General features: G+C 30.2%; 21 protein-coding genes, 1 pseudogene and 2 other annotated features. Of the genes and pseudogenes, 6 read left to right on the forward strand and 16 right to left on the reverse strand.

All coding sequences use genetic code 11. The features are described from left to right. Positions 1–3: 3 nt before the first annotated feature. Both C7N41_RS03170 and C7N41_RS03175 read right to left on the reverse strand, forming a co-directional pair. Positions 4–669 (reverse strand): ATP-binding cassette domain-containing protein, encoded by a 666-nt coding sequence (locus C7N41_RS03170; RefSeq protein ID WP_105964287.1) that lies wholly within the window; start codon positions 667–669, stop codon positions 4–6. Then, positions 656–1,522: a metal ABC transporter solute-binding protein, Zn/Mn family gene (locus tag C7N41_RS03175; RefSeq protein ID WP_105964447.1), complete on the reverse strand. Its 867-nt coding sequence runs from the start codon at positions 1,520–1,522 to the stop codon at positions 656–658. Before C7N41_RS03175 ends, C7N41_RS03170 begins: the two co-directional genes overlap by 14 nt. Positions 1,523–1,687: 165 nt before the next feature. Here C7N41_RS03175 and C7N41_RS03180 point away from each other — a divergent pair, with 165 nt between their 5' ends. After that, a complete protein-coding gene (locus C7N41_RS03180; protein WP_225362851.1) occupies positions 1,688–2,554 on the forward strand; it encodes an N-acetylmuramoyl-L-alanine amidase in 867 nt (288 codons plus the stop codon). Between the two features lie 44 nt (positions 2,555–2,598). Here the strand turns inward: C7N41_RS03180 and C7N41_RS03185 are convergent. Then, positions 2,599–3,821: pseudogene (locus C7N41_RS03185) on the reverse strand (MFS transporter). Between the two features lie 279 nt (positions 3,822–4,100). Here C7N41_RS03185 and pyrF point away from each other — a divergent pair. Both pyrF and pyrE read left to right on the forward strand, forming a co-directional pair. Continuing rightward, entirely contained in the window at positions 4,101–4,817 is a 717-nt protein-coding gene (gene pyrF / locus C7N41_RS03190) for an orotidine-5'-phosphate decarboxylase (RefSeq protein ID WP_105964288.1), read from the forward strand. A gap of 1 nt (position 4,818) precedes the next feature. Then, a complete protein-coding gene (gene pyrE, locus C7N41_RS03195) occupies positions 4,819–5,454 on the forward strand; it encodes an orotate phosphoribosyltransferase (RefSeq protein WP_105964289.1) in 636 nt (211 codons plus the stop codon). Positions 5,455–5,508: 54 nt separating this feature from the next. On the opposite strand, the gene C7N41_RS03200 is transcribed toward pyrE, so the two are convergent. Together C7N41_RS03200 and cls are read right to left on the reverse strand one after the other, a co-directional pair. Continuing rightward, positions 5,509–6,474 (reverse strand): hypothetical protein, encoded by a 966-nt coding sequence (locus C7N41_RS03200; RefSeq protein WP_105964290.1) that lies wholly within the window; start codon positions 6,472–6,474, stop codon positions 5,509–5,511. Between the two features lie 19 nt (positions 6,475–6,493). Continuing rightward, a complete protein-coding gene (gene cls / locus C7N41_RS03205) occupies positions 6,494–7,948 on the reverse strand; it encodes a cardiolipin synthase (protein ID WP_105964291.1) in 1,455 nt (484 codons plus the stop codon). A gap of 107 nt (positions 7,949–8,055) precedes the next feature. On the opposite strand from cls, the gene C7N41_RS03210 reads away from it, so the two are divergent. Continuing rightward, complete coding sequence (locus C7N41_RS03210) at positions 8,056–9,012, forward strand: baeRF3 domain-containing protein (protein WP_140936078.1); 957 nt, start codon at positions 8,056–8,058, stop codon at positions 9,010–9,012. A 360-nt stretch (positions 9,013–9,372) separates the two neighbouring features. Here C7N41_RS03210 and C7N41_RS03215 read toward each other — a convergent pair whose 3' ends face one another. The 6 genes from C7N41_RS03215 to C7N41_RS03240 form a co-directional block, all read right to left on the reverse strand. Further along, positions 9,373–9,741: a hypothetical protein gene (locus C7N41_RS03215; protein ID WP_105964293.1), complete on the reverse strand. Its 369-nt coding sequence runs from the start codon at positions 9,739–9,741 to the stop codon at positions 9,373–9,375. Between the two features lie 34 nt (positions 9,742–9,775). Next, positions 9,776–10,108: a helix-turn-helix domain-containing protein gene (locus tag C7N41_RS03220; protein ID WP_105964294.1), complete on the reverse strand. Its 333-nt coding sequence runs from the start codon at positions 10,106–10,108 to the stop codon at positions 9,776–9,778. Between the two features lie 112 nt (positions 10,109–10,220). Next, positions 10,221–10,907 carry a helix-turn-helix domain-containing protein gene (locus C7N41_RS03225; protein ID WP_105964295.1) on the reverse strand — a complete coding sequence of 229 codons (687 nt, stop codon included), beginning with the start codon at positions 10,905–10,907 and terminating at the stop codon, positions 10,221–10,223. Between the two features lie 92 nt (positions 10,908–10,999). Next, positions 11,000–11,770: a helix-turn-helix domain-containing protein gene (locus C7N41_RS03230; protein ID WP_105964296.1), complete on the reverse strand. Its 771-nt coding sequence runs from the start codon at positions 11,768–11,770 to the stop codon at positions 11,000–11,002. Between the two features lie 148 nt (positions 11,771–11,918). After that, positions 11,919–12,191 carry a hypothetical protein gene (locus tag C7N41_RS03235; RefSeq protein ID WP_105964297.1) on the reverse strand — a complete coding sequence of 91 codons (273 nt, stop codon included), beginning with the start codon at positions 12,189–12,191 and terminating at the stop codon, positions 11,919–11,921. A gap of 91 nt (positions 12,192–12,282) precedes the next feature. Then, positions 12,283–13,902: a peptide ABC transporter substrate-binding protein gene (locus tag C7N41_RS03240; protein WP_105964298.1), complete on the reverse strand. Its 1,620-nt coding sequence runs from the start codon at positions 13,900–13,902 to the stop codon at positions 12,283–12,285. A gap of 202 nt (positions 13,903–14,104) precedes the next feature. Then, positions 14,105–14,359, reverse strand: a binding site (T-box leader). A gap of 263 nt (positions 14,360–14,622) precedes the next feature. On the opposite strand from C7N41_RS03240, the gene C7N41_RS03245 reads away from it, so the two are divergent. Next, complete coding sequence (locus tag C7N41_RS03245; protein WP_105964299.1) at positions 14,623–15,012, forward strand: hypothetical protein; 390 nt, start codon at positions 14,623–14,625, stop codon at positions 15,010–15,012. 47 nt (positions 15,013–15,059) lie between these two features. Here C7N41_RS03245 and C7N41_RS03250 read toward each other — a convergent pair whose 3' ends face one another. Together C7N41_RS03250 and C7N41_RS03255 are read right to left on the reverse strand one after the other, a co-directional pair. Beyond that, on the reverse strand, positions 15,060–15,407 hold the full coding sequence (locus tag C7N41_RS03250) for a DUF1516 family protein (protein WP_105964300.1): 348 nt from the start codon (positions 15,405–15,407) through the stop codon (positions 15,060–15,062). A gap of 42 nt (positions 15,408–15,449) precedes the next feature. Next, positions 15,450–15,632: a DUF6440 family protein gene (locus tag C7N41_RS03255; protein WP_105964301.1), complete on the reverse strand. Its 183-nt coding sequence runs from the start codon at positions 15,630–15,632 to the stop codon at positions 15,450–15,452. Positions 15,633–15,758: 126 nt separating this feature from the next. Between C7N41_RS03255 and C7N41_RS03260 the strand changes: the two genes are divergently transcribed. Beyond that, positions 15,759–16,466, forward strand: coding sequence for a hypothetical protein (locus C7N41_RS03260; RefSeq protein WP_105964302.1), 708 nt, complete (start codon positions 15,759–15,761; stop codon positions 16,464–16,466). A gap of 36 nt (positions 16,467–16,502) precedes the next feature. On the opposite strand, the gene C7N41_RS03265 is transcribed toward C7N41_RS03260, so the two are convergent. From C7N41_RS03265 to larE, 3 genes are all read right to left on the reverse strand, one after another. Beyond that, the gene (locus C7N41_RS03265) at positions 16,503–17,237 is read right to left on the reverse strand and encodes an amino acid ABC transporter ATP-binding protein (RefSeq protein ID WP_318530561.1); all 735 of its coding nucleotides are present in this window, start codon (positions 17,235–17,237) and stop codon (positions 16,503–16,505) included. Next, entirely contained in the window at positions 17,221–18,699 is a 1,479-nt protein-coding gene (locus tag C7N41_RS03270) for an ABC transporter substrate-binding protein/permease (RefSeq protein ID WP_105964303.1), read from the reverse strand. Before C7N41_RS03270 ends, C7N41_RS03265 begins: the two co-directional genes overlap by 17 nt. A 318-nt stretch (positions 18,700–19,017) precedes the next feature. Then, positions 19,018–19,239: a binding site (T-box leader), on the reverse strand. Positions 19,240–19,355: 116 nt separating this feature from the next. Next, the gene (larE, locus tag C7N41_RS03275; RefSeq protein WP_105964304.1) at positions 19,356–20,186 is read right to left on the reverse strand and encodes an ATP-dependent sacrificial sulfur transferase LarE; all 831 of its coding nucleotides are present in this window, start codon (positions 20,184–20,186) and stop codon (positions 19,356–19,358) included. Positions 20,187–20,193: the final 7 nt, after the last annotated feature.

Here is a 20,193-nt window from a genome sequence, read left to right on the forward strand (position 1 = left end):
ACATTATTTTACCCCCTTTATCTTAGAAATGGTGCCTTGATGATTATAAATATTTAAATCATAATCACCATAAGTTTGTACCAGGACTGGATCATGGGTGATAAAAATAACTGCCGTATGTGTTTTTTTAATAACTTGTTTAACCACATCTAGTAATAAAAATTTAGCTTCTTTATCTAGACTAGCCGTACTTTCATCTAAAATAAGTAATTTAGGATCTGAAACTAAGGCTTGAGCTAAGAATACTCGTTGCTGTTCCCCACCAGAACAATTACCTAATGGAGTTTTAGCTAAAGCTTCTAAATTAGTCATTTTAATAACTTTATTAACTGAAGCTTTCTCTTTTCTACTTAGCCAAGGCAACATTGAATGTTGTAATCCCAAACTAATAAAATCTTTTACCGTTAAAGGATAGTCATTATCAATATTTCTAAATTGTGGTACGTATTGAAATTGACTGCGTTTTATAGTTGCCTTCACTGTATTATTCTTATTAAAATTTTTTAAAATGGCTTTAACCATCGTAGTTTTACCAACACCATTTTCCCCTGTTACACAGGTTAAAGTAGCTGGTAAAATTTGAAATGATAAATTATTAATCAAGGTTCGATCTTGAACTGCAACGTTTAAATTGTTAACCGACAAAAGCGGTTGCTTATTTTCTTCCATCTTGTATCCTCTCTACTTGTTGGTATTGTGAAAGCATCCATTGTTGATAAGTTGTCTTACTTGGCATTGTTTCAGTAACCTTAACCACCGGTACATTATGCTTATTAGCTAATTGGACTAAATTATCAACGATTGAATCACTCGCTTGAGTATTTTCAACAAAAAAGGCAATTTTATGGTGAATAATATCAAGTTGTACTGATCGAATTTCGTCAGGAGTTGGATCAGTCCCATTTTCAACTGCTTTGGAGTATCCACCATCTTTAATTTGATAGCCCATTTCATTTAATGAATAATCAAAAACTGGTTCTGAAACATCAACTAATTTTTTACTTTTATTAGCTTTTAATTGCGCGAGTTTATTTTGAATTGGGGTAAAACTTTTAATGTATTTGCGTGCATTATTCAAATAATAAGTTTTATTAGCTGGATCCTTATTACTCAAAGTTTTAGCAACTTCATGCGTTAATTTAATCATGGTTTGACTAAAATACCAAACGTGCGGATTATCACCTGTTTTCTTATTAAGTAGATGGGATCCAACATTTAACAAATTAGTATGTTCCTTAGTATTTTTCGTCAATGGTTCAATCCAAGAATCATAACCCAATCCATTATAGATAACTAAATTAGCGTTTGAAATATCTTCGGCCACCTTAATTGTCGGTTGATAATCATGAGGATCGACATTGGGATTATTTATAATTGAGGTAACTTGAGCTTTATTTCCAGCAACCGCTCTAGCGGCTTGCCCATATATATCAGTTGAAGTGACTATTTTCATTTTATTTGATTTAGTAGCTTGATTATTACCACATCCCACTAAAATGATGCCAGTAAAAAATAACATCATCACAACACACAATAAGTTCCGAAAACTTTTCAAAGTTAGATACTCCTTATAATTTCAAATATAATTAATTGATAATTATACATAATTGATACATAATTTTAACATATATATATTACAATTATTCTAATGACGATTTAGATTTAAATAGTATTCGAGGTAAATCAAATGATGAAACAAATCTGGATAGATTTTAAAAATGCCCCGTTCAAAATTTGGCTTACCAGAGGAATTATATCAGTAATTTTACTAATATTGCTAATTATTGAATTGGCTAGACTGATATCTTTGCCAAAAGTGGAAGCTGAAAGTTTGAACTTAAGAAACGCACCAAATGACCAATCGCAAATTATTGAACAAGTACCACATGGTCAACATTTAAAAATAATTAAAAGTAGCGAAAATAATTGGTGGTACGTCAAATACAATAATCATAAGGGTTGGGTCGCATCCTGGTTATTAGATCAAAAAGATTATAATCCTAAGCATAGTAATAAAATGGCGGAAGCTACCATTGTTATTGACCCTGGTCATGGTGGTTCAGATTCTGGAACCTTATCCGCTAATCAACAGTATATGGAAAAAACTTATACTTTAAAAATGGCAGATAAAGTTGCTAGTCGCTTAAAAAATTTAAATGCTAATGTAATCATGACTCGTGATTCAGATAAATATGTTAGTTTAGGTCAAAGAACTAGATTATCCAATAATATAAAAGCTGATTTATTCGTTAGTTTTCATTTTGATTCTGCCAACGGTAACGGTAGTGCTAGTGGCTTTGGAGTTTACAAGTACCACCCTAATGCCGATGGCATTGCTAATACAGTGAATGATGGCTTTGACTTACCACTACATAGTCGTGGAGTTTCAATGGGCGATTATTATGTTTTACGTGAAAATAAACAACCTGCTATTTTATTAGAAATGGGCTTTATGGATAGTGACCATGACTTGCAGTACATTAGAAGCAACGCTTATCAAGAAACTGTTGCCAATCAAGTTGGCCGTTCAATTAATAAATACTTTAATAAATAAAAATAACCACTTAGGTGTATGCCTAAGTGGTTATTTATTTGATATTAGTTTTTAGCTAAATTCTTTAAAGATGAGATGGACATCATGACGATAAAGCTAAAGATGTATAAGCATGAGAGCATTCCCATAATCATGAATAGTGAATGACTTTCCATCAATAATCCAATAACGAATGGCGAAAAGCCCCAATTGCACGACCAATCCCCATAATAAAGTTGTTAGCGGTTGATCTAATTTCAGTTGGATATAGTCTACTAATGATTGCTCCATAACCACCATACATTCCATTTGAAAAGAAGCCTACAACTGTTGAAGCTAACAATAATGTAAATCCATTAACTGCAATCGTAATTCCGTATACTGCAAATGCAGCAACTAATAAGAAGATCCCAAATGCTTTACGTGGTCCTAATTTATCTAAGATGGTTCCAAAGGTTAACATCCCTGCACTCATTCCAGTGATTGTCACAATCATCCATAATGATGATCCAGAAACGCTTAATCCCAATTGTTTTTGCATGATTGATGGCAACCAGTTAATTAATCCATAGTAACCGGCAATTTGCACAATAACCATCGTACTTAATGCTAAAGTTTGATAAGTAATCTTAGGTGTTGCAAACAATTTTTTAATTGAAACTTTAGGACGTTTCTTAGTATCTGACATTGCTGCGATAAAATCAGGACTTTCCTTTAAATGTCTTCTGATTATAAATGCAAAGAAGATAGGAATGATGCCGACTAAGAATAATGCTCGCCACCCAAACATGGGAACCATAAATGATGCCAATAATGCTGCCACAATGGATCCTAGTTGACCGCCGATTGTTGAGATGGATACTGATTTACCTAATTGTTTCTTTTGAAAACTTTCGCAAATCATCGCAACTCCAGCTCCATATTCACCACCAGCACCTAATCCAACTAGGAATCTTAGGATTAATAATGTTGTAAAGTCTTTGGCAAAGACAACTCCAGCAGTGGCAAAAGCGAAAATGAAAATTGTATAGGTTAAGATTTTAACTCGACCAAAACGATCAGCTAAAAGTCCAAATAAAATACCACCCAATAACGTTCCAAAAGTAGTGATTGTTGACAACATCCCAGCAGCTGCTGAAGAGATGTGCAAACTTGCAATGATTGAGGTCAATGTAAAAGAGATAAATGATATATCCATGCTCTCCAACATTTGCCCCAACGAAGTGGATGCAATCACCCATTTTTGGTTTTTCGACGTTAAAGCGTGGCTTTTTTGCGTATTTTCCATATTCAATTCCTCCAAAACGAATGCTCGCAGACATTCATTATTTTTTTGAAATATCTATGACTAAGATATTTTATTCTTCAAAAAATTATGCACTACATTGTTTTAGATTGCAAGTTCAATTTTAAAGTTTGCATAAAATTTAATTTAATGTATAGTGAGAGTAATAAATGATTTTAAATTAGTCCAGAGAGACTAGCAAATCGATGAACGGAATAAATGTACCCTACACTCGTCGTCTAGTCTCTTTGATTAGACGATTTTTTATTTGGAGGGTAATTAATGAAACCAGTTTTTATTGCATTAGATTTTCCGACAGCCGCAAAAACTTTTGAATTCTTACAGCCTTTTAGCGAGATTAACAATCTGTCAGTAAAAGTGGGCATGGAACTTTTCTATCGTGAAGGTCCCGAAATAATAAAAAAACTAAGACACAAGAATATCAACGTTTTCTTAGATTTAAAATTACATGACATTCCACACACTGTTGAACAAGCCGCTTTTCAATTAGCTCAACTAGATGTGCAATACACCACAATTCATGCACTTGGCGGTGGCAAAATGATTCAAGCCGCTAGAGATGGTTTAGATGCAGGCAGTAAACAATATCATACTAAAACACCTAAATTGTTAGCCGTTACTCAATTAACTTCTACTTCAGAAGCACAATTAAAAGTTGAGGAACAAGTAGATGTTAGTATGCCAGAATCAGTATCTCATTTAGCCAATATTGCTTATCAAAGTGGTGCTGATGGTGTTATTTCATCAGCTTTAGAAGATGAATTTATTCATAAAAAAGTTAACAAAAATTTATTATGTATTAACCCTGGAATTAGACTCAATAGTAATAACAATGATGATCAAAAAAGAGTCGTTACTCCGATTAAAGCAAGGCAATTAGGTAGTGATGGCATTGTTGTCGGACGCAGTATTACTAAAGCAGATAATCCGGTTGAAACTTACAAAATGATTTTTGCACAAATTAATGGAGGTAAATAATATGACTCAATCAATTAGTTCTAAAATCGCAACAGATTTATTAAAAGTAAAAGCGGTCTCATTATCACCCAATAAACCATATAATTGGTCATCTGGTATTAAAGCTCCTATCTACACTGATAACCGTATTACTATCAGTTATCCTAAAGTAAGAGATGATATCGCTGAAGGTTTAGCTAACTTAATCAAAAATAAGTTTCCAGAAGTGAATGTCATTGGTGGAGTCGCTACCGCTGGCATTCCACATGCTGCTTTAGTCGCTGAAAAGTTAAATTTACCAATGATTTATGTACGTTCAAAGCCTAAAGGCCATGGACAAGGTAAACAAATGGAAGGCGTTGTTGATGAATCTTCAAAAGTCGTCTTAATCGATGATTTGTTATCAACAGGCCATAGTGTTTTAAATGCTGCCAAATACTTAACTGATAATCATATTACAGTTCTAGGTGTAGCTGCTATTTTCACTTATGGATTACCTGATAGCTTTGATAATTTCAAAAAGGCTAGCATTGATTTTGATACTTTAACCGACTATCCAACAATTATTGAACAAGCAAAAATTGACAATTTAATTTCTGAAGAAGAATCTGTTTCATTAAGTAAGTGGCATCAAGATCCATGGGGTTGGAAAAGATAGAAAATTATTATAAAAAAAGGAATCTTCTCAAAGATTCCTTTTTTATGTTAAATATTATCCATAAGTTAAAGAGTTTGCCTGCCACATATTATTACGATATTTATAATAAATATTTCCATTAGACATATTCCAAATACGTTGATTATTTAAGTTAGCATTTTTATTAAACACCATCATATTGTCATTCTTTTGATCTGTAATATCAATGCTAGACCAAATAATATTTTTGTCGACATAAGTGTTATATTTTTCAAAAATTGTATATTGTTTATTGTCGCTAGAATATAATTTCCTAGGTACATAGTAAACTTTATTGTCTATTTTTATCATGAAGGCATTTTTATTCTTCTTTTTAATGTAAAATGATCCGAGCATTTGATTAGCATTGTAATAAAAATCTAATCTAGTTTTAGTTCCATAATAATTAGAGTTTTTCATAAATTTGTTTGCTTTTGATAAACTGTCATATAAAGGAACGTCAGAATATCCATCAGCCTCTGAAGAATAAGAGTAATGTATCCATTTTGGATTTATATAACCCTTTTCCCATTTATTATATGAAAAGTAGTCATTATTTGAACGATGTTTAATACTAAATTTAAAATGATGCTGTGTTTTTATATTATTATTGATTAGAAATTCTGCTGCATATTTAGCATATTGATAATAATTAGTAAATTTTTCATTAAAGCCCTTAGGAGTACCATTATAAAAATATGATTCACCTAATTCATCATAAAATTCATAATTTTTAGTTAAATATTCTGCATTTTTTCGATATAGATTATAAATATAATTCTTAGCTTTATTGTCTAAAAAGTGATTTGAAGCATACCTATTAGTTTTATCAGTTGTTGTTGAAGCAGAATAGTCTGCAGCTTCAAAGAGTTCAGAGTTCTTCTGAATTTCTTGTTTTGAATGCACAAATGCATGCACGTTAACATCATTATTTAAATTAAAAATAAATAATAATCCAAGTGCAGATATAGCAGCAATCATTATTTTATAAATATTTTTCATAATAGAATCCCCTTTAAACTTACAAAATTGGCGAGAATAGACGACTAAACACCTGCTTAAATCTCAACCATATTGGTTGTTTGCTCATACTTTCAACAGTTTCTAAAGTACTATCTCGCATATCTTGAATGTAAATCGAACGTAATTGGTTACTGATGGATTCATCATATAGGAAAGCATTAATTTCAAAGTTTAATTTAAAACTACGAAAATCAAAGTTTGCTGATCCTACTGATGAAACTTTACCATCCACAACAATTGTCTTAGCATGCAAAAATCCTTTTCTATAGAAATAAATTTTCACTCCATATTTAGCCAGTTGTTTAGCATAATATTGTGTTGCTCGATATACAAATGGGTGATCAGGCTTACAAGGAATCATAATTCTAATATCTACTCCTGACATTGCAGCACTTTTGATGGCATCAGTAGTACTGTCATCGGGAATTAAATATGGCGTTTGAATCCAACAATAATTTTTAGCAGTTTGGATTAATTTAATATAACCCAGTTTAATTTGCTGCAAACTGGTGTCAGGTCCGCTAGATACAATTTGCACATTCGTACTGCCATCTTGATAAGTAGGTGGAAAGTAGAAATCTTTATTATTTACCTCATCAATTTGACGATGAATATCAGTAACATTCCAGTCTAGAATAAACTGGGCTTGTAAATTATAAACTGCACTCCCAATTATTCTTAAATGGGTATCACGCCAGTTACCAAATTTCTTTTTACGATTTAAATATTGGTCTCCGATATTGAATCCACCAACATAACCAATCTTGCCGTCAATCACAACGATTTTACGGTGATCTCTAAAGTTAATACGAAAGTCGGTAATCGCAGAATGAGTATGTAAAAATGGTTCGGCCATCCCACCAGCTTTAGTTAGTGGTTTAAAGAAGCGACGAGTGGTTCCCAGAGAACCAAAACTATCATATATAACATGAACTTTAACACCTTGTTTTGCTTTTTTAACCAACATGTCTAAAACTTGGTTCCCAATTTTATCATTATAAAATGTATAAAATTCAATATTAATTGAAGATTGTGCTTTATTTAAATCTCTAAGCATCTTGTTAAATAAATCATTACCCTCAATAAAAATCTTGATATGATTACGTCTGGATAAATCTGAAATATCAGAATTTTTAAACAATTTAACTAAATTTCTAGCTGAATAAGAAACCTCATCTGCTTTAATTCCTTTGGGGTTACTATGTAATCTAAGTTGTTCTTCGAGCACTTGATGAATTCTTTCGTTATCCTTATCTTGGAAACGGAATAATCTTTTTTTAGGCAATTTTCTACCAACGAAGGCATAGATTATAAAACCAATTACTGGTAAGAAAGATAAAACTAATAACCATGCCCAGGTGGCAGAGATTTCTCGTTCTTCCCTAAAAACAGTGATTAATGCTAATACTTCATTGGCTAAAATAACAAAATCAATAATAGCCTTTATACTCATTTAAAATCCTCTTTTTTAATATAATTATAATAATATTATAGCATATAATATTTCTACAAATGTGTATCGTGATATACTGTTAATATATTAAACAAGGGGGTTATAAATTGACGTCCACTACTGAGCTAAGAAACATGTTGACTTTGGACTATGAAATGGGTCCATTCATTTCACTTTATGTTACCTTTAAAGAAATAAGTAACAAAAATGAATATTTAAATTTAATTAAAAATATAAAAACAAAATTTATTAACAAATATGATGAAAGTTTATGGTCTAGATATGAACGTAAACTTAAAAAATTCAATTTTGATCGTGCTAAACACGTTGATAATGGAACTGGATTTGCATTATTTGTGAGCGTTAAAGCTATTCATTCATTCACATTAACTAAAAATACTGATACTAAAGTTGTGATGTCAGATACTATGGATATTATTCCACTAATAAAAGAAATAGAAACTGAATTACATTATCGCTTATTGGTATTAGAAAAAAATAGTTTTAGATTATATCGTGTTGATAATGGAAAAATTAATGAATTCAATTTGGTTAATAAACCTATTTCTATTCTATTAGACAATGATCAAAATAAATTTTATCAATTAGTTGATGAATATATTACCGATATGTTCAAAGATGATGATTATTTACCAACTGTCCTAATCGCTAACGATGAAAATCATAATCTATATGCGAAAATCGCTAAACAACCTAAGTTATTAAAAGATATAACTTATGAAGATGATGTTAATGAAGACAATCTAAATGACATCGTTGATAAAGTTAATCAACAATTTTATAAAGCTGGCACTGCTAATAATAAATTCAATTATGAAAAAGCTAAAGCTGATAATGCTGTTTCAGATGACTTAAATGAAATTATTTATGATGCCACTGCAGGTAAAATTGATACTTTATTTATCAATGAAGATAACTATGAAAAGCTTTATAATGATTTGGCGATTACAACGATTGGTTTTGCTGGAGAAGTATTTGTTCTTTCTAAAGAAGATATGCCAGTTAATGCTAATTGTGCAGTCATTAATCGACAATATGTATAGTAAAAAGACTACTCATTTGAGTAGTCTTTTTTAGTTTTATTTATTATATTAATATATATGATATTCTTTGATGGGTAACAATTAAGAAAGTTGGTGTTATTGATTAACAATAAAAAATTTTGTTTTATTATATCTGAAATTATATTTATTTTATGGGATATCATATGTATAGATATGTTATCTATGAAGTTAGCACTATTAGCATTTATCATCATATTTGATATACATAGTTACATTAAGAAAAATAAAGAAATACCTAAACTCAGTTACAGCATAACTATTTCATTTATATTTTCATTAAGTATTTTGTTAAACATCATTACTTAATAAATAAAAGCCTACTCAAATGAGTAGTTTTTTTTAGAAATTAGTAAATATACTGTTACTGCGGGACCCAGAATTGATATAACCATCATATTTATCATATCTATTACCGATAATATCTCTTATATTTATTGGGACATGACTTTTGGCAATTGGACGCGCATTAAAAACAAATGATCCTTTGTATTTAATTAGCGCCCATCTATGATTTTTATCATATTCTCCTGTAGAAAATTTAAGCCACTGTCCACCACCAAATGGATCTGATCTAACATAAGCATCAAATGGTTGTGATTCATTTAATATTTTATAAACAGATTTACCATTAGGATAATGTACTTTTTCTTTGGTTCTCTTAGTTGGAACTTTATCAGGTAAAACTGCGTAACCATATTGAGTTTTCAAAAAAGGATTTAGAACATCAATTCGATCAATTTGATTAACTCTGCCATATATAAATATTCCAGATGATAATCCAAATAAATATTAATAGAAAAATTCCAATGGCAATAAAATATTTTACATACCTTCTTTTCTTTCTAACATCATTACTAATGCTTTTCACAACACCATTTTCTTCTTCTCCCAATAATTCATTTAAAGAAATATGTAAAATATTACTAATATTAAACAAAATATCTAGATTAGGATAATTTAAATTATTTTCCCATTTAGACAATGCTTGTCTAGTAACATGCAATTTATCTGCTAATTGTTGTTGTGTTAAATCATTGTTTTTTCTACTATGTTTTATTTTTTCACCTATTTTCATAAAACTCCTCCTAACATAAATAAGAGTATCTTTTAATAATCAGAATGTCACGCAACCTTTTGTTGCAATCAGTAATATATAATAAAAAGACTACTCATTTGAGTAATCTTTTTTAGTTTTTCACTCCATAATTTTCATATGAATCACTAATATTTTTTCTGATATTTGATGGAATTTCATCTTTACTAATTAATTCAGCTTTAGAAACATATGATCCCTTATGAACAACTTTGGCCCAGCGATGATTAGCATCGTAAAAACCGGTAGCAAAGTTTAGATATTCACCTTTGCCATCAGAATCATGAACATAAGAATAAATTTTTTCAGGATGATTAACATATTTTCTATAATCTTCCTTATTAGAATTATTCTTGATAATTTGACTTGGCGTTTTCTTAGGCAAAATAGCATATCCCTGCTCTGTTTTTAATGATGGATTAAATCTATCAAAAGCAACAGAATGCGTTTCTTCACCATATGCAAAAAATAACATAGCACATGATACTAATAACGATAATACAAAAGCACCGCTAACAATATAAAGATATTTCATGTACTTATGTTTACTCCTTACATCATTACTAATTTGTTCAACCATTTCGTGGTTTTCGCCCAATAGTTCATTTAATGAAATATGTAGGATTTTACTAATGTTAACTAGAATATCTAAGTTAGGATAGCTTTGATCATTTTCCCATTTAGATAATGCTTGCCTAGTTACATGAAGTCGATCAGCTAATTCTTGCTGAGTAAGATTGGATTTCTTACGACCATTTTTTATTTTTTCACTTAAATTCATTTAAACGCCTCCTATACTCATTAAATTACTATATTGGGAGATAAAATGTCACGCAACTTTCGGTTGCAAGACTGCTATGTCAACATTTTTAATTAATCATTTTGCACAATACTCGTCCTTCTATCCATTACAACTCCCGGTTCATCCGGTGTTGTTCTTTGATATTTCATATAATTATTACCAATAATATCTCTAATAGTTTGCGGAATTTCATTTTTATTAATTGTCCTAGCATTTGAAACATAAGAACCTTTATGTTCTACAACCGCATAATGTTGATTTTTATCATACCTACCTGTATAAAAAGGCATCCATTCCCCATTACCAAATGCATCTTTCACAACAAAAGCATCAATTGAAGTCGGCTCTTTTAACATTTTAGTAACTTGCTTATGTATCTTACGTTTTCTTTTTTTATCCCAATTATAAGTTATATATACCTTTTGTTTTTTCAAAGGTGCTTTATCGGGCAAAAGTGCATATCCATATTCTGTTTTTAAAAATGGATTGTTTTGATCAATTGCGCTCACTTGGTTGGCTCTTCCATACCATAATGTACATAGCCAAGTTATTATTATTAAGAAAAATATCCCAATCATGATTAAATATTTCAAATATTTTTTTCTATCTCTAACATCATCACTAATTCTTTTTACCATTCCATCTTGCTCCTCAATTAATAATTCATTTAAAGAAACGTTTAAACTTTTACTGATATCAACCAACATATCTAAATTAGGATAACTGACATTATTTTCCCATCTAGAAAGTGCTTGTCTGGTCACATGTAATCGATTGGCTAATTCTTGTTGCGTTAAATTCATTTTTTTGCGACCATTTTTGATTTTCAATCCTAAATTCATTTTCGACCTCCCAACATTGATTAAGTTACTACATATATTAAAAAATTGTCACGCAATAATTGATTGCATCCCCGTCATAGAGGCAACATATCAAAAAAAGATCCATTAATTATTTTTCAATAATTAATGGATCTAAAATTTTTTATTATTAATTATGAGCACTTGTAATTTTTTTAATAGACTTTGGTAGGCTGTTTGCAAGAGCCAATCTGTACATTCTATCTTTATTTAATTCACTATAAACATTGTTTTGCATTCTTCTGTTATATCTTAAATTAGTATGTTCTTGAATATGACGATATTGGTTAGCAGCTTTTGTTTCTCTGATTTCTCTAATTGTATCTTTGGAAACATCATCTTTTTCGCCATTTTCATAGTTATTCATCATATTTTTAACTTTTGAGATCACATTATCTAACATATTAATAACTCCAATCTATAAATTAAAATAACTAACAATATTATTTTAACATTAGTTGAATAGTTAATGTTATAAGAAATACATAGCAATATTAATTGTTGGTGTGAACATATCTAAAGTCATAATTACCACCACTTGGATAGTAGTTAACTCCTTGAACACGATTTTTTAATACTTGTGGACTGACTAATTGATACAAAGGTGCTACTGCTTGATCTTTTAACATTACTTTTTGTGCATTAACCATATCATTCCAACGTTTTGCATAATTATTTGCATCGTTAGTAGTTGCTTTTTTCATTAAACTATCATATTGAGAATTGCTCCAACCACCATGATTATAACCATTATTAGTAGTCATTAAACTCATAAAGCTAACTGGGTCTGGAAAGTCAGCAATCCAAGCATCAACAGTTAAATCAAAATCACCTTTTTCAGTTCTTGAAGTAGCAACTTTTGCTGGCACATTAACATCATTAACTGTTAATCCAGGTAACTTTTGAAATTCATTTTGCATAAATTCAGTCATTGATTTGGAATCTGATGAATCATCTGATAATAAAGAAAGATTTAATTTGTTTTGGCCTACTTCCTTCATCCCTTTAACAAATAATTTCTTCGCTTGTTCTAGATTACTTGATACAGCTGATGAAACATAAGCATCATCAGTAAAATCTTTTCCTTTATATTTAGACATATCTGAAGCCACAAAACCTTTTGCTGGAACCGATCCATTACCTAAAACATTATTAGTTAGTTCATTACGATTAACAGCTAGTGACAATGCTTTTCTAACATTAACATTTCTTAGTGCTGCAACTTTCTTTTGATTCATTTCTAAATAATAAGTTCCTGCTTCTTTTCTAGGATGATATTCAGAATTACCTTTAAAACTTGATACTTGGCTTTTTCCACTTAATTTCATTTCATCTAAATTACCACTTTGATATTGATCTAAAGCCGTTTGTGGATCTTTAGCAACACTAAATTTCATGGTTGATAATTTAGTATTATTTTTATCCCAATAATAAGGGTTTTTTACTAATTGCCAATTATCATTAGTTCCGGTCCAACCTTTAACTTGAAAAGCACCATTATATAATTGCTTATCACTAGTAGTTGCATATCCACTACCATATTTATCTACTTCGGATTTACTTTGTGGATAAGTTGGTGGCATTGTTGCAACGTATTTAAAGTAAGTTTCTGGTTTGTCTAAACTAACAACAAATTTATAATCACCTTCAGCTTTAACACCTAAACTAGAAACTGGCATTTTACCTTTAGCGACAGCTCCAGCATTATGTACATTATCAAATAAATATTGATAAGCAGCAGCAGTTTTAGGATTCACACTTCTTTGAAATCCATAAACAAAATCTTTAGCAGTTACTGGAGTCCCATTACTCCACTTAGAATGTCTTAAATTAAATGTATAAGTTTTACCATCTTTCGATACTTTATAGTTTTTAGCAACACCTGGAACAACTTGGCTGTTTTTAGTCATAACCAAAAGCCCTTGGTTGGAATTATTCAAAGTTACATCACTCACTTGATCAACTAATTTTGATTGATCTAGTGTTAATAAGTTAGATGGCTCTGACATATTTACAACTCCATTATGACTACCACTAGCTTGATTACCACAAGCAGCTAATCCTAAACTTGATAAGGCCGTTAAAGCCACAACTGACAATACTGATTTCTTCATTTTATAGTCCCCCTATATTTATATAGCGACTATCCAATGAGGAAATCATTTATTATTTTAATTTCTCCATTGGAAGTCTACTTTTATGAAATTTATAACTAATTACGATTCGCATTTTGAATGCCACTAATGTCATGTTTCATAAAAATCACCCCCTTAAAGTTATGTATAAAAAAAGCGCCCCATATTTCGCATACACGAAATAAAGGACGCTTGCGCGCGGTACCACCTTTTGTTATACCGTTTTTAATTTCATTTTTAATATGGCAAAACGATATCACTCAAACAAACCTGTTGATTTGCAGATTCAATAATGGGAATTCCCAGCTTGGACTACTTTATTTTGCCCAGCAGCTAATAGATGATTTTCATTTTTACACTCATTAATTCCTTTCACCAAACGGAATCTCTCTAAAAAATCATGTAAAAATTACTCTTTCTATTTCAACGCTTTTGATATATTTATTTGCCAACAATTTAAATTCTAATACTTTTCTCATTTTTGTCAAATTTTTCTAAAAATAATTTAATGTTTAGACTAATCTATTACTTTTGCATTTTAATCAATAAATGTGAGATAATAACATTTATGCTATTTATAAAAAATAAATAGTTAAAATATGACACTTCAGAATAAAACTAAAAGCATCACATCCATATATTTATGTTATATAATATATAAAATGATTGCTATTTGATTTAGGAGAGGATTTTAAAAAGATGTCAGACATAAAATTAAGACCTATTTTAATGGAATGGGCACAAGATTATAGTGATGAAATTGTTGATTTAGATTTTGTTAGAGACCAACTATCAGATGAACAATTTGATGATTTCATGAAACAAGTTAAGAAACTTGATTTGTTAACAAACACTGAGGCATATAAAATTATTTATGACGCTGCTAAAAATGATCTTGAACTAAATCACATTGATGATTTAGAAAATCGTACTACTCAACTAAGAAGATTAATTGAACTATGTGGTGAATTTAGAGAAACACCTAAATTTGTTTTATTCGCTAACATGTTTACTCATGCTGGTGTATCAACAGATGAAACTTTTGCACGTTTAACATATGCTGAATTAGCATTACAAGATTTTGAATAAATTAAAAGAGCATCCAAATATTGGATGCTCTTATTTTTTACATATTTTTAAACAAATGGACGGCCACCTGCAGTAATAAAACCAATAATAAATAACAAAATTAATGCACAATATAAGCTTATTATCATACCCTTAGTGATACGTCCCTTATTCTTTTCGGCAAACGTCATTTCTAGCAATCCAATAAACATTATTGCTGCTAAAACTTTTAAAATTGCAAAAATTGGATTACGGTCATATGCCTTAAAAAATAAAAGTGATCCCGTAACAATAAAAACTAAATAAGTTACACGACTAATCATCATGTAAGGCATAAATCCTTTTTTCTTAAAAATTGATAATGATACTAAAACTATTAAAAGTATTGCGAAAATTAAATGAATCCACAAATACATATAAATTAAACACTCCCATTAAATTCAATAAAAATCCATCAACTACTTAGATTCATGTTTATAATCGTCATCAATTTCAGATTGGTCTACAAACAATGAACCATCAGAATTACGTAAAGGGGTTAAAGTACTACCATAACCACCATACTCCACTCCTGTACGTTGATCGATATAAATGGAAACTCCTGTAAATGATTCTTCAACTAATTTAAATCTTTTAGACAATAAAACTGCCTCCTTGAATTCGTCAATAACTATACAATTATAAATCTATTCTATTGTACATAATAAAGCATCAATAATCAAAAAAGCATTAGACTGGCAAATATAAATTATTTTGATATATTATTATTGAAGGAGGTACAAACTATTAATTACGATGAATTTAAAGCTAAACAGTTAGTGCGACCATATATGCGAAAATACTTAAAAAAATATAGTGTTGAAAAAAATAATAAACTTGATCTAATAAAATTTCAGGACTATTTATTTAAAATGTATAAAAATAAAGAACTAAATGAAAGCCAAACTTTATATGTCGCTGAAGATTATTTAACTTTTGAACTATATCAAGATATTCGAGAAAATATCCAAGCATATAAAAAACGTCAAGATAGGAAAAATGAACTAGATAACTATTTAAGATTATGGTTTATTTTCGCAACTGGTTTAGTATTGTTTGGGATTGTTTTTAGTATTGCATCTTTTGCTTCTTATGAAAATTTCACTGATCGTAAGGTTATCCTTTTCTTTTTAATTTCATCAAATTTACCAATTGCTATTTTTTTGCTCAGCAATATCGTTAACAAAACTTTATACCGTTTAAGTTATTCTAAAACCATAACAACGTTTGTCATTCCCATTATCTTTGGCATTGCGACAATGAGTTATCGTAGATATTTTCCACAACTCAGTTTTCATAAATACAGAGAAAATGATGTTATCATCTTAATTTCTATCACAATGACGTTCTTATTAGCTGTAATATTCCTAAATTTACTCTCACTAGTAACTAAAATGTTAAAACGTCATTACGAGAAAAAAGGCGAAGATGATTAATAAAAAGGACTAGATTTAATAATCTAGTCCTTTTTTCTATATCATTTTACTTAAAAATCTTTTAGCATTTTCAGTTTGTGGTTGATTAAAGAAACCATCCGGAGTTTGTTTTTCTTGTAACTTACCTTCATCCATAAACCAGATTTGGTCAGAAACATTCTTAGCAAATTCCATTTCATGAGTAACAATAATCATTGTCATATCTTGTTTAGCAAGTTCTTTCATTACATTTAAAACTTCCCCTACTTTTTCCGGATCTAGAGCAGAAGTAGGTTCATCAAACAAGATAACTTCTGGATCCATCGCTAAAGCTCTAACAATGGCCACACGTTGTGCTTGACCACCAGATAAACTAGCCGGAAATACATTAGCTTTATTATCTAAGCCAACTGTTTTTAATAATTCATGCGCTTTATTTTCAGCAGCTTCTTTAGTCATGCCTTTAACTTTAATTGGTGCCAAAGTAATATTATCTAAAACGCTTTTATTTTCGAATAAATTAAAACCTTGGAAAACCATTCCAATCTTAGTTCTTAATTGGATTAATTCTTTAGCAGAACTAGAAACTAAATCTTTGCCATTTAATAAAATTTTGCCGCTAGTTGGTTCCCCCAACATATTAATGCAACGTAGGAAAGTACTTTTACCAGCACCTGAAGGTCCTAGCAATGAAATTACATCACCTTTATTAACTTCAGCATTTAAATTTTCAAAGATAACATTGTTTTTAAATTTTTTAGTTAAATTTTCAATTTTAATCATTGGTTCCATGGTTAAACTTCCCTTCAAAGTATTTCATCATTCTAGAGATAGTGAATGTGATGATAAAGTAGATCACCATAATAATTGCAATTGGTGCAACCCCTTTATAAGTGTCTGCTTGAACGGCTCTCATTTGATACATTAACTCACCTACTCCAATTACAGATGCTAATGAACTATCTTTAATCAAAGTAACTAGTTCGTTACCAAGAGCTGGCCAAATATTTTTGAAGGCTTGAGGTAAAACAATGTATCTCATTGATTGTTTACTAGATAATCCTAATGAAAGGGCAGCTTCATTTTGACCAACTGAAATGGATGTAATTCCACTTCTGATAATTTCGGCTACATAAGCTCCAGAATTAATTGAAATAGCAACAATTCCAGCTGTTAATGCTGGTACATTAACGACTGCCCCTAGGCCAAAGTATACAAACATAATTTGAACTAACTGAGGAGTTCCACGAATGAATTCAATGTAGCAAACTGCAACTGCATGTAACAACCAATTATGACTTAATCTCATTAGTGCGAAAATAACACCAAGAATAATACCAAAAATAACTGAAATAACTGAGATTAAGATTGTATTTTCAATTCCTGAAATAAAGAAGTCTTTATACTGCCACATTGAATTGACGGTTGATTGATTCTTATTATTAGGCATTTCATTAATTGCCGTTGGAATAAATTTATTAGTGTATTGATTGTCTTTTTGTAAATTAGTAATTGTCTTGTTTGCTGATTGAACTAATGAATTAGCTCCTTTGGAAAAAGCAATATTATTATCTGAATCACCTGAGTGAAGTCCCGATGGAATTGTGACAATTCCACTATTATGATTTGCATAGGCTTGGGCAACTGATTGATCCATCGCAACTGCAGAAATTTTATTGGATTTCAAAGCCATGATTAAATCATTAGCATTTTCCATACCTTTAGTAGAAACACCAGATAATTTTTTAATTGAATCATATTGAACAGATCCAACTTGAGCTCCAACTGCTTTACCTTTCAAGTCATGATAATCTTTTATTTTATTTTTGTCGTCTTTGTTGATAATTAGTCCAGTTCCAGATTTGTAATAACTATTTGAAAAGCTAACACTCTTCGCTCTTTGTGGAGTTTTATTTAACCCTGCGATTACCATATCAACTTTATTTGTTTGTAATCCAACTAGTAATGAATCGAAACCCATGGATTTAACTTGTAGTTTAACCCCCATGTCTTTAGCAATTTTTTGGCCTAATTGAACATCAGCACCTTCGACTTCATTTTGACCATCCTTATTACCTAAAAATTCATAAGGAGGATAATCAGGGGAAGTCCCCATTACCAAAGTACCCTTCTTTTTGATGTTAGCTAAATAATGATCATTAGTATTAGCTGCATTCACGTTAGTAGTGCTAAACATTCCTAATAATCCGATGAAAAATATAAACATAATTGCAATAAACTTAAAATGTTTCATGTGAAACTACTCCCTTCTTCTACAAAATAAAAAAAGTCCTCTTGGAAATTAATCCAAGAGGACGATTGCTCGCGGTGCCACCTCAATTTTTAGTATTCTCACAAATACTAACTCAAGAAGTTATAATAACTTCCGCAATAACGCTGCGAACGTAACTTTTACTCATTTCAAAGTTAAACTTACAGATACGATTTACTAGATATTATCTTTAGCTCTCATCAATTACTAAATTCTCTGTAAATAACAATTCTAATAAAATTTCTGTCGATGCTTTTAAAATATTTAATTAAATAAAAAAGTCCCCTTGGAATAAAATTCCAAGAGGACGAATCAACCGCGGTGCCACCTCAATTTTTAATATCTTCACAGATATTAACTTACGAAGTATAAAACTTCAGCAATTAACGCAGCTAACGATTTTTTCTACTCATTTCGAAAAATGACTCTCAGGTACGATCTAGTTAGGATATTGCTTAGTTTCACAACCCTAAGCTTCCTGTGAAATATCTGATAATTAGAATTCCTGTTCAACGTCTTGTTTAATTGTTGAATATCATATAACGATGTTATAAAAATTGCAAGTGTTTTTTAATTTAATTTTAATAAAAGAAATAAGCTTTATATTGAAATTAATCAAAATAAAGCTTACTTTTTTATTAAGCAAATGCAGAAATTTGTTTTTGAGTTAAATCATCATTCATTCTACCACTTCTAAATCCACTCAAATCAAGTGTAACATATTGGAAACCTAATTCTTGTAGTTTATGAGATACCATATTATCGAAAGGTAAGAAGTCTTCAATTCTATCGCTAGGAATTTCAATTCTAGCAATATTATTATGGTATCTAACACGAACTATGGGAAATCCCAATCCGCGCAAATATTTTTCTGATAACATAACTTGTGAAATATTATCATGATTCAATATAGTTCCATATGGGAAACGTGATGAAACTGAACAAGATGCAACCTTATTCCAGTTATTAAGACTTAGTTTTTGTGATAAATCACGAACATCAGATTTATAAAAATCAGCTTGTTGTAATAAACTAAGAGCACCTGATTCGTCTCTTGCTTTTAATCCTGGTCTATAATCATTTTCGTCATCTTTAATCATACCGTCTAATACAACTTGATTATTTTCGGCTAATGATAAATTATTTAAACGATTATAAAACATCTTTTTAGCGTAGTACCAACTATCTGGTGTATTTTGTTTTATATGTTCATCACTCAAATAATCTAAAGTTACAGTTTTAACATTTGCGCCTAAGTCTTTGGCTAAACTAATTGCCTTATCAAATTCTTCATCTGTAAATAATTCAGAGTTAGCGACAACAGCTGTTACTTTATCCTTTCCTAAAACATCTAGTGCCATTTTCAAAATTAATGTACTATCAATTCCGCCAGAAAAGGCTACTGTAGCACTATCCAGTTTATTCAATAAATTTGTTAATTTAATTTCTTTTTCTTCTAATTTTGACATATAAATT

The organism is Apilactobacillus micheneri, assembly GCF_002993975.1.
Lineage (GTDB): Bacteria > Bacillota > Bacilli > Lactobacillales > Lactobacillaceae > Apilactobacillus > Apilactobacillus micheneri.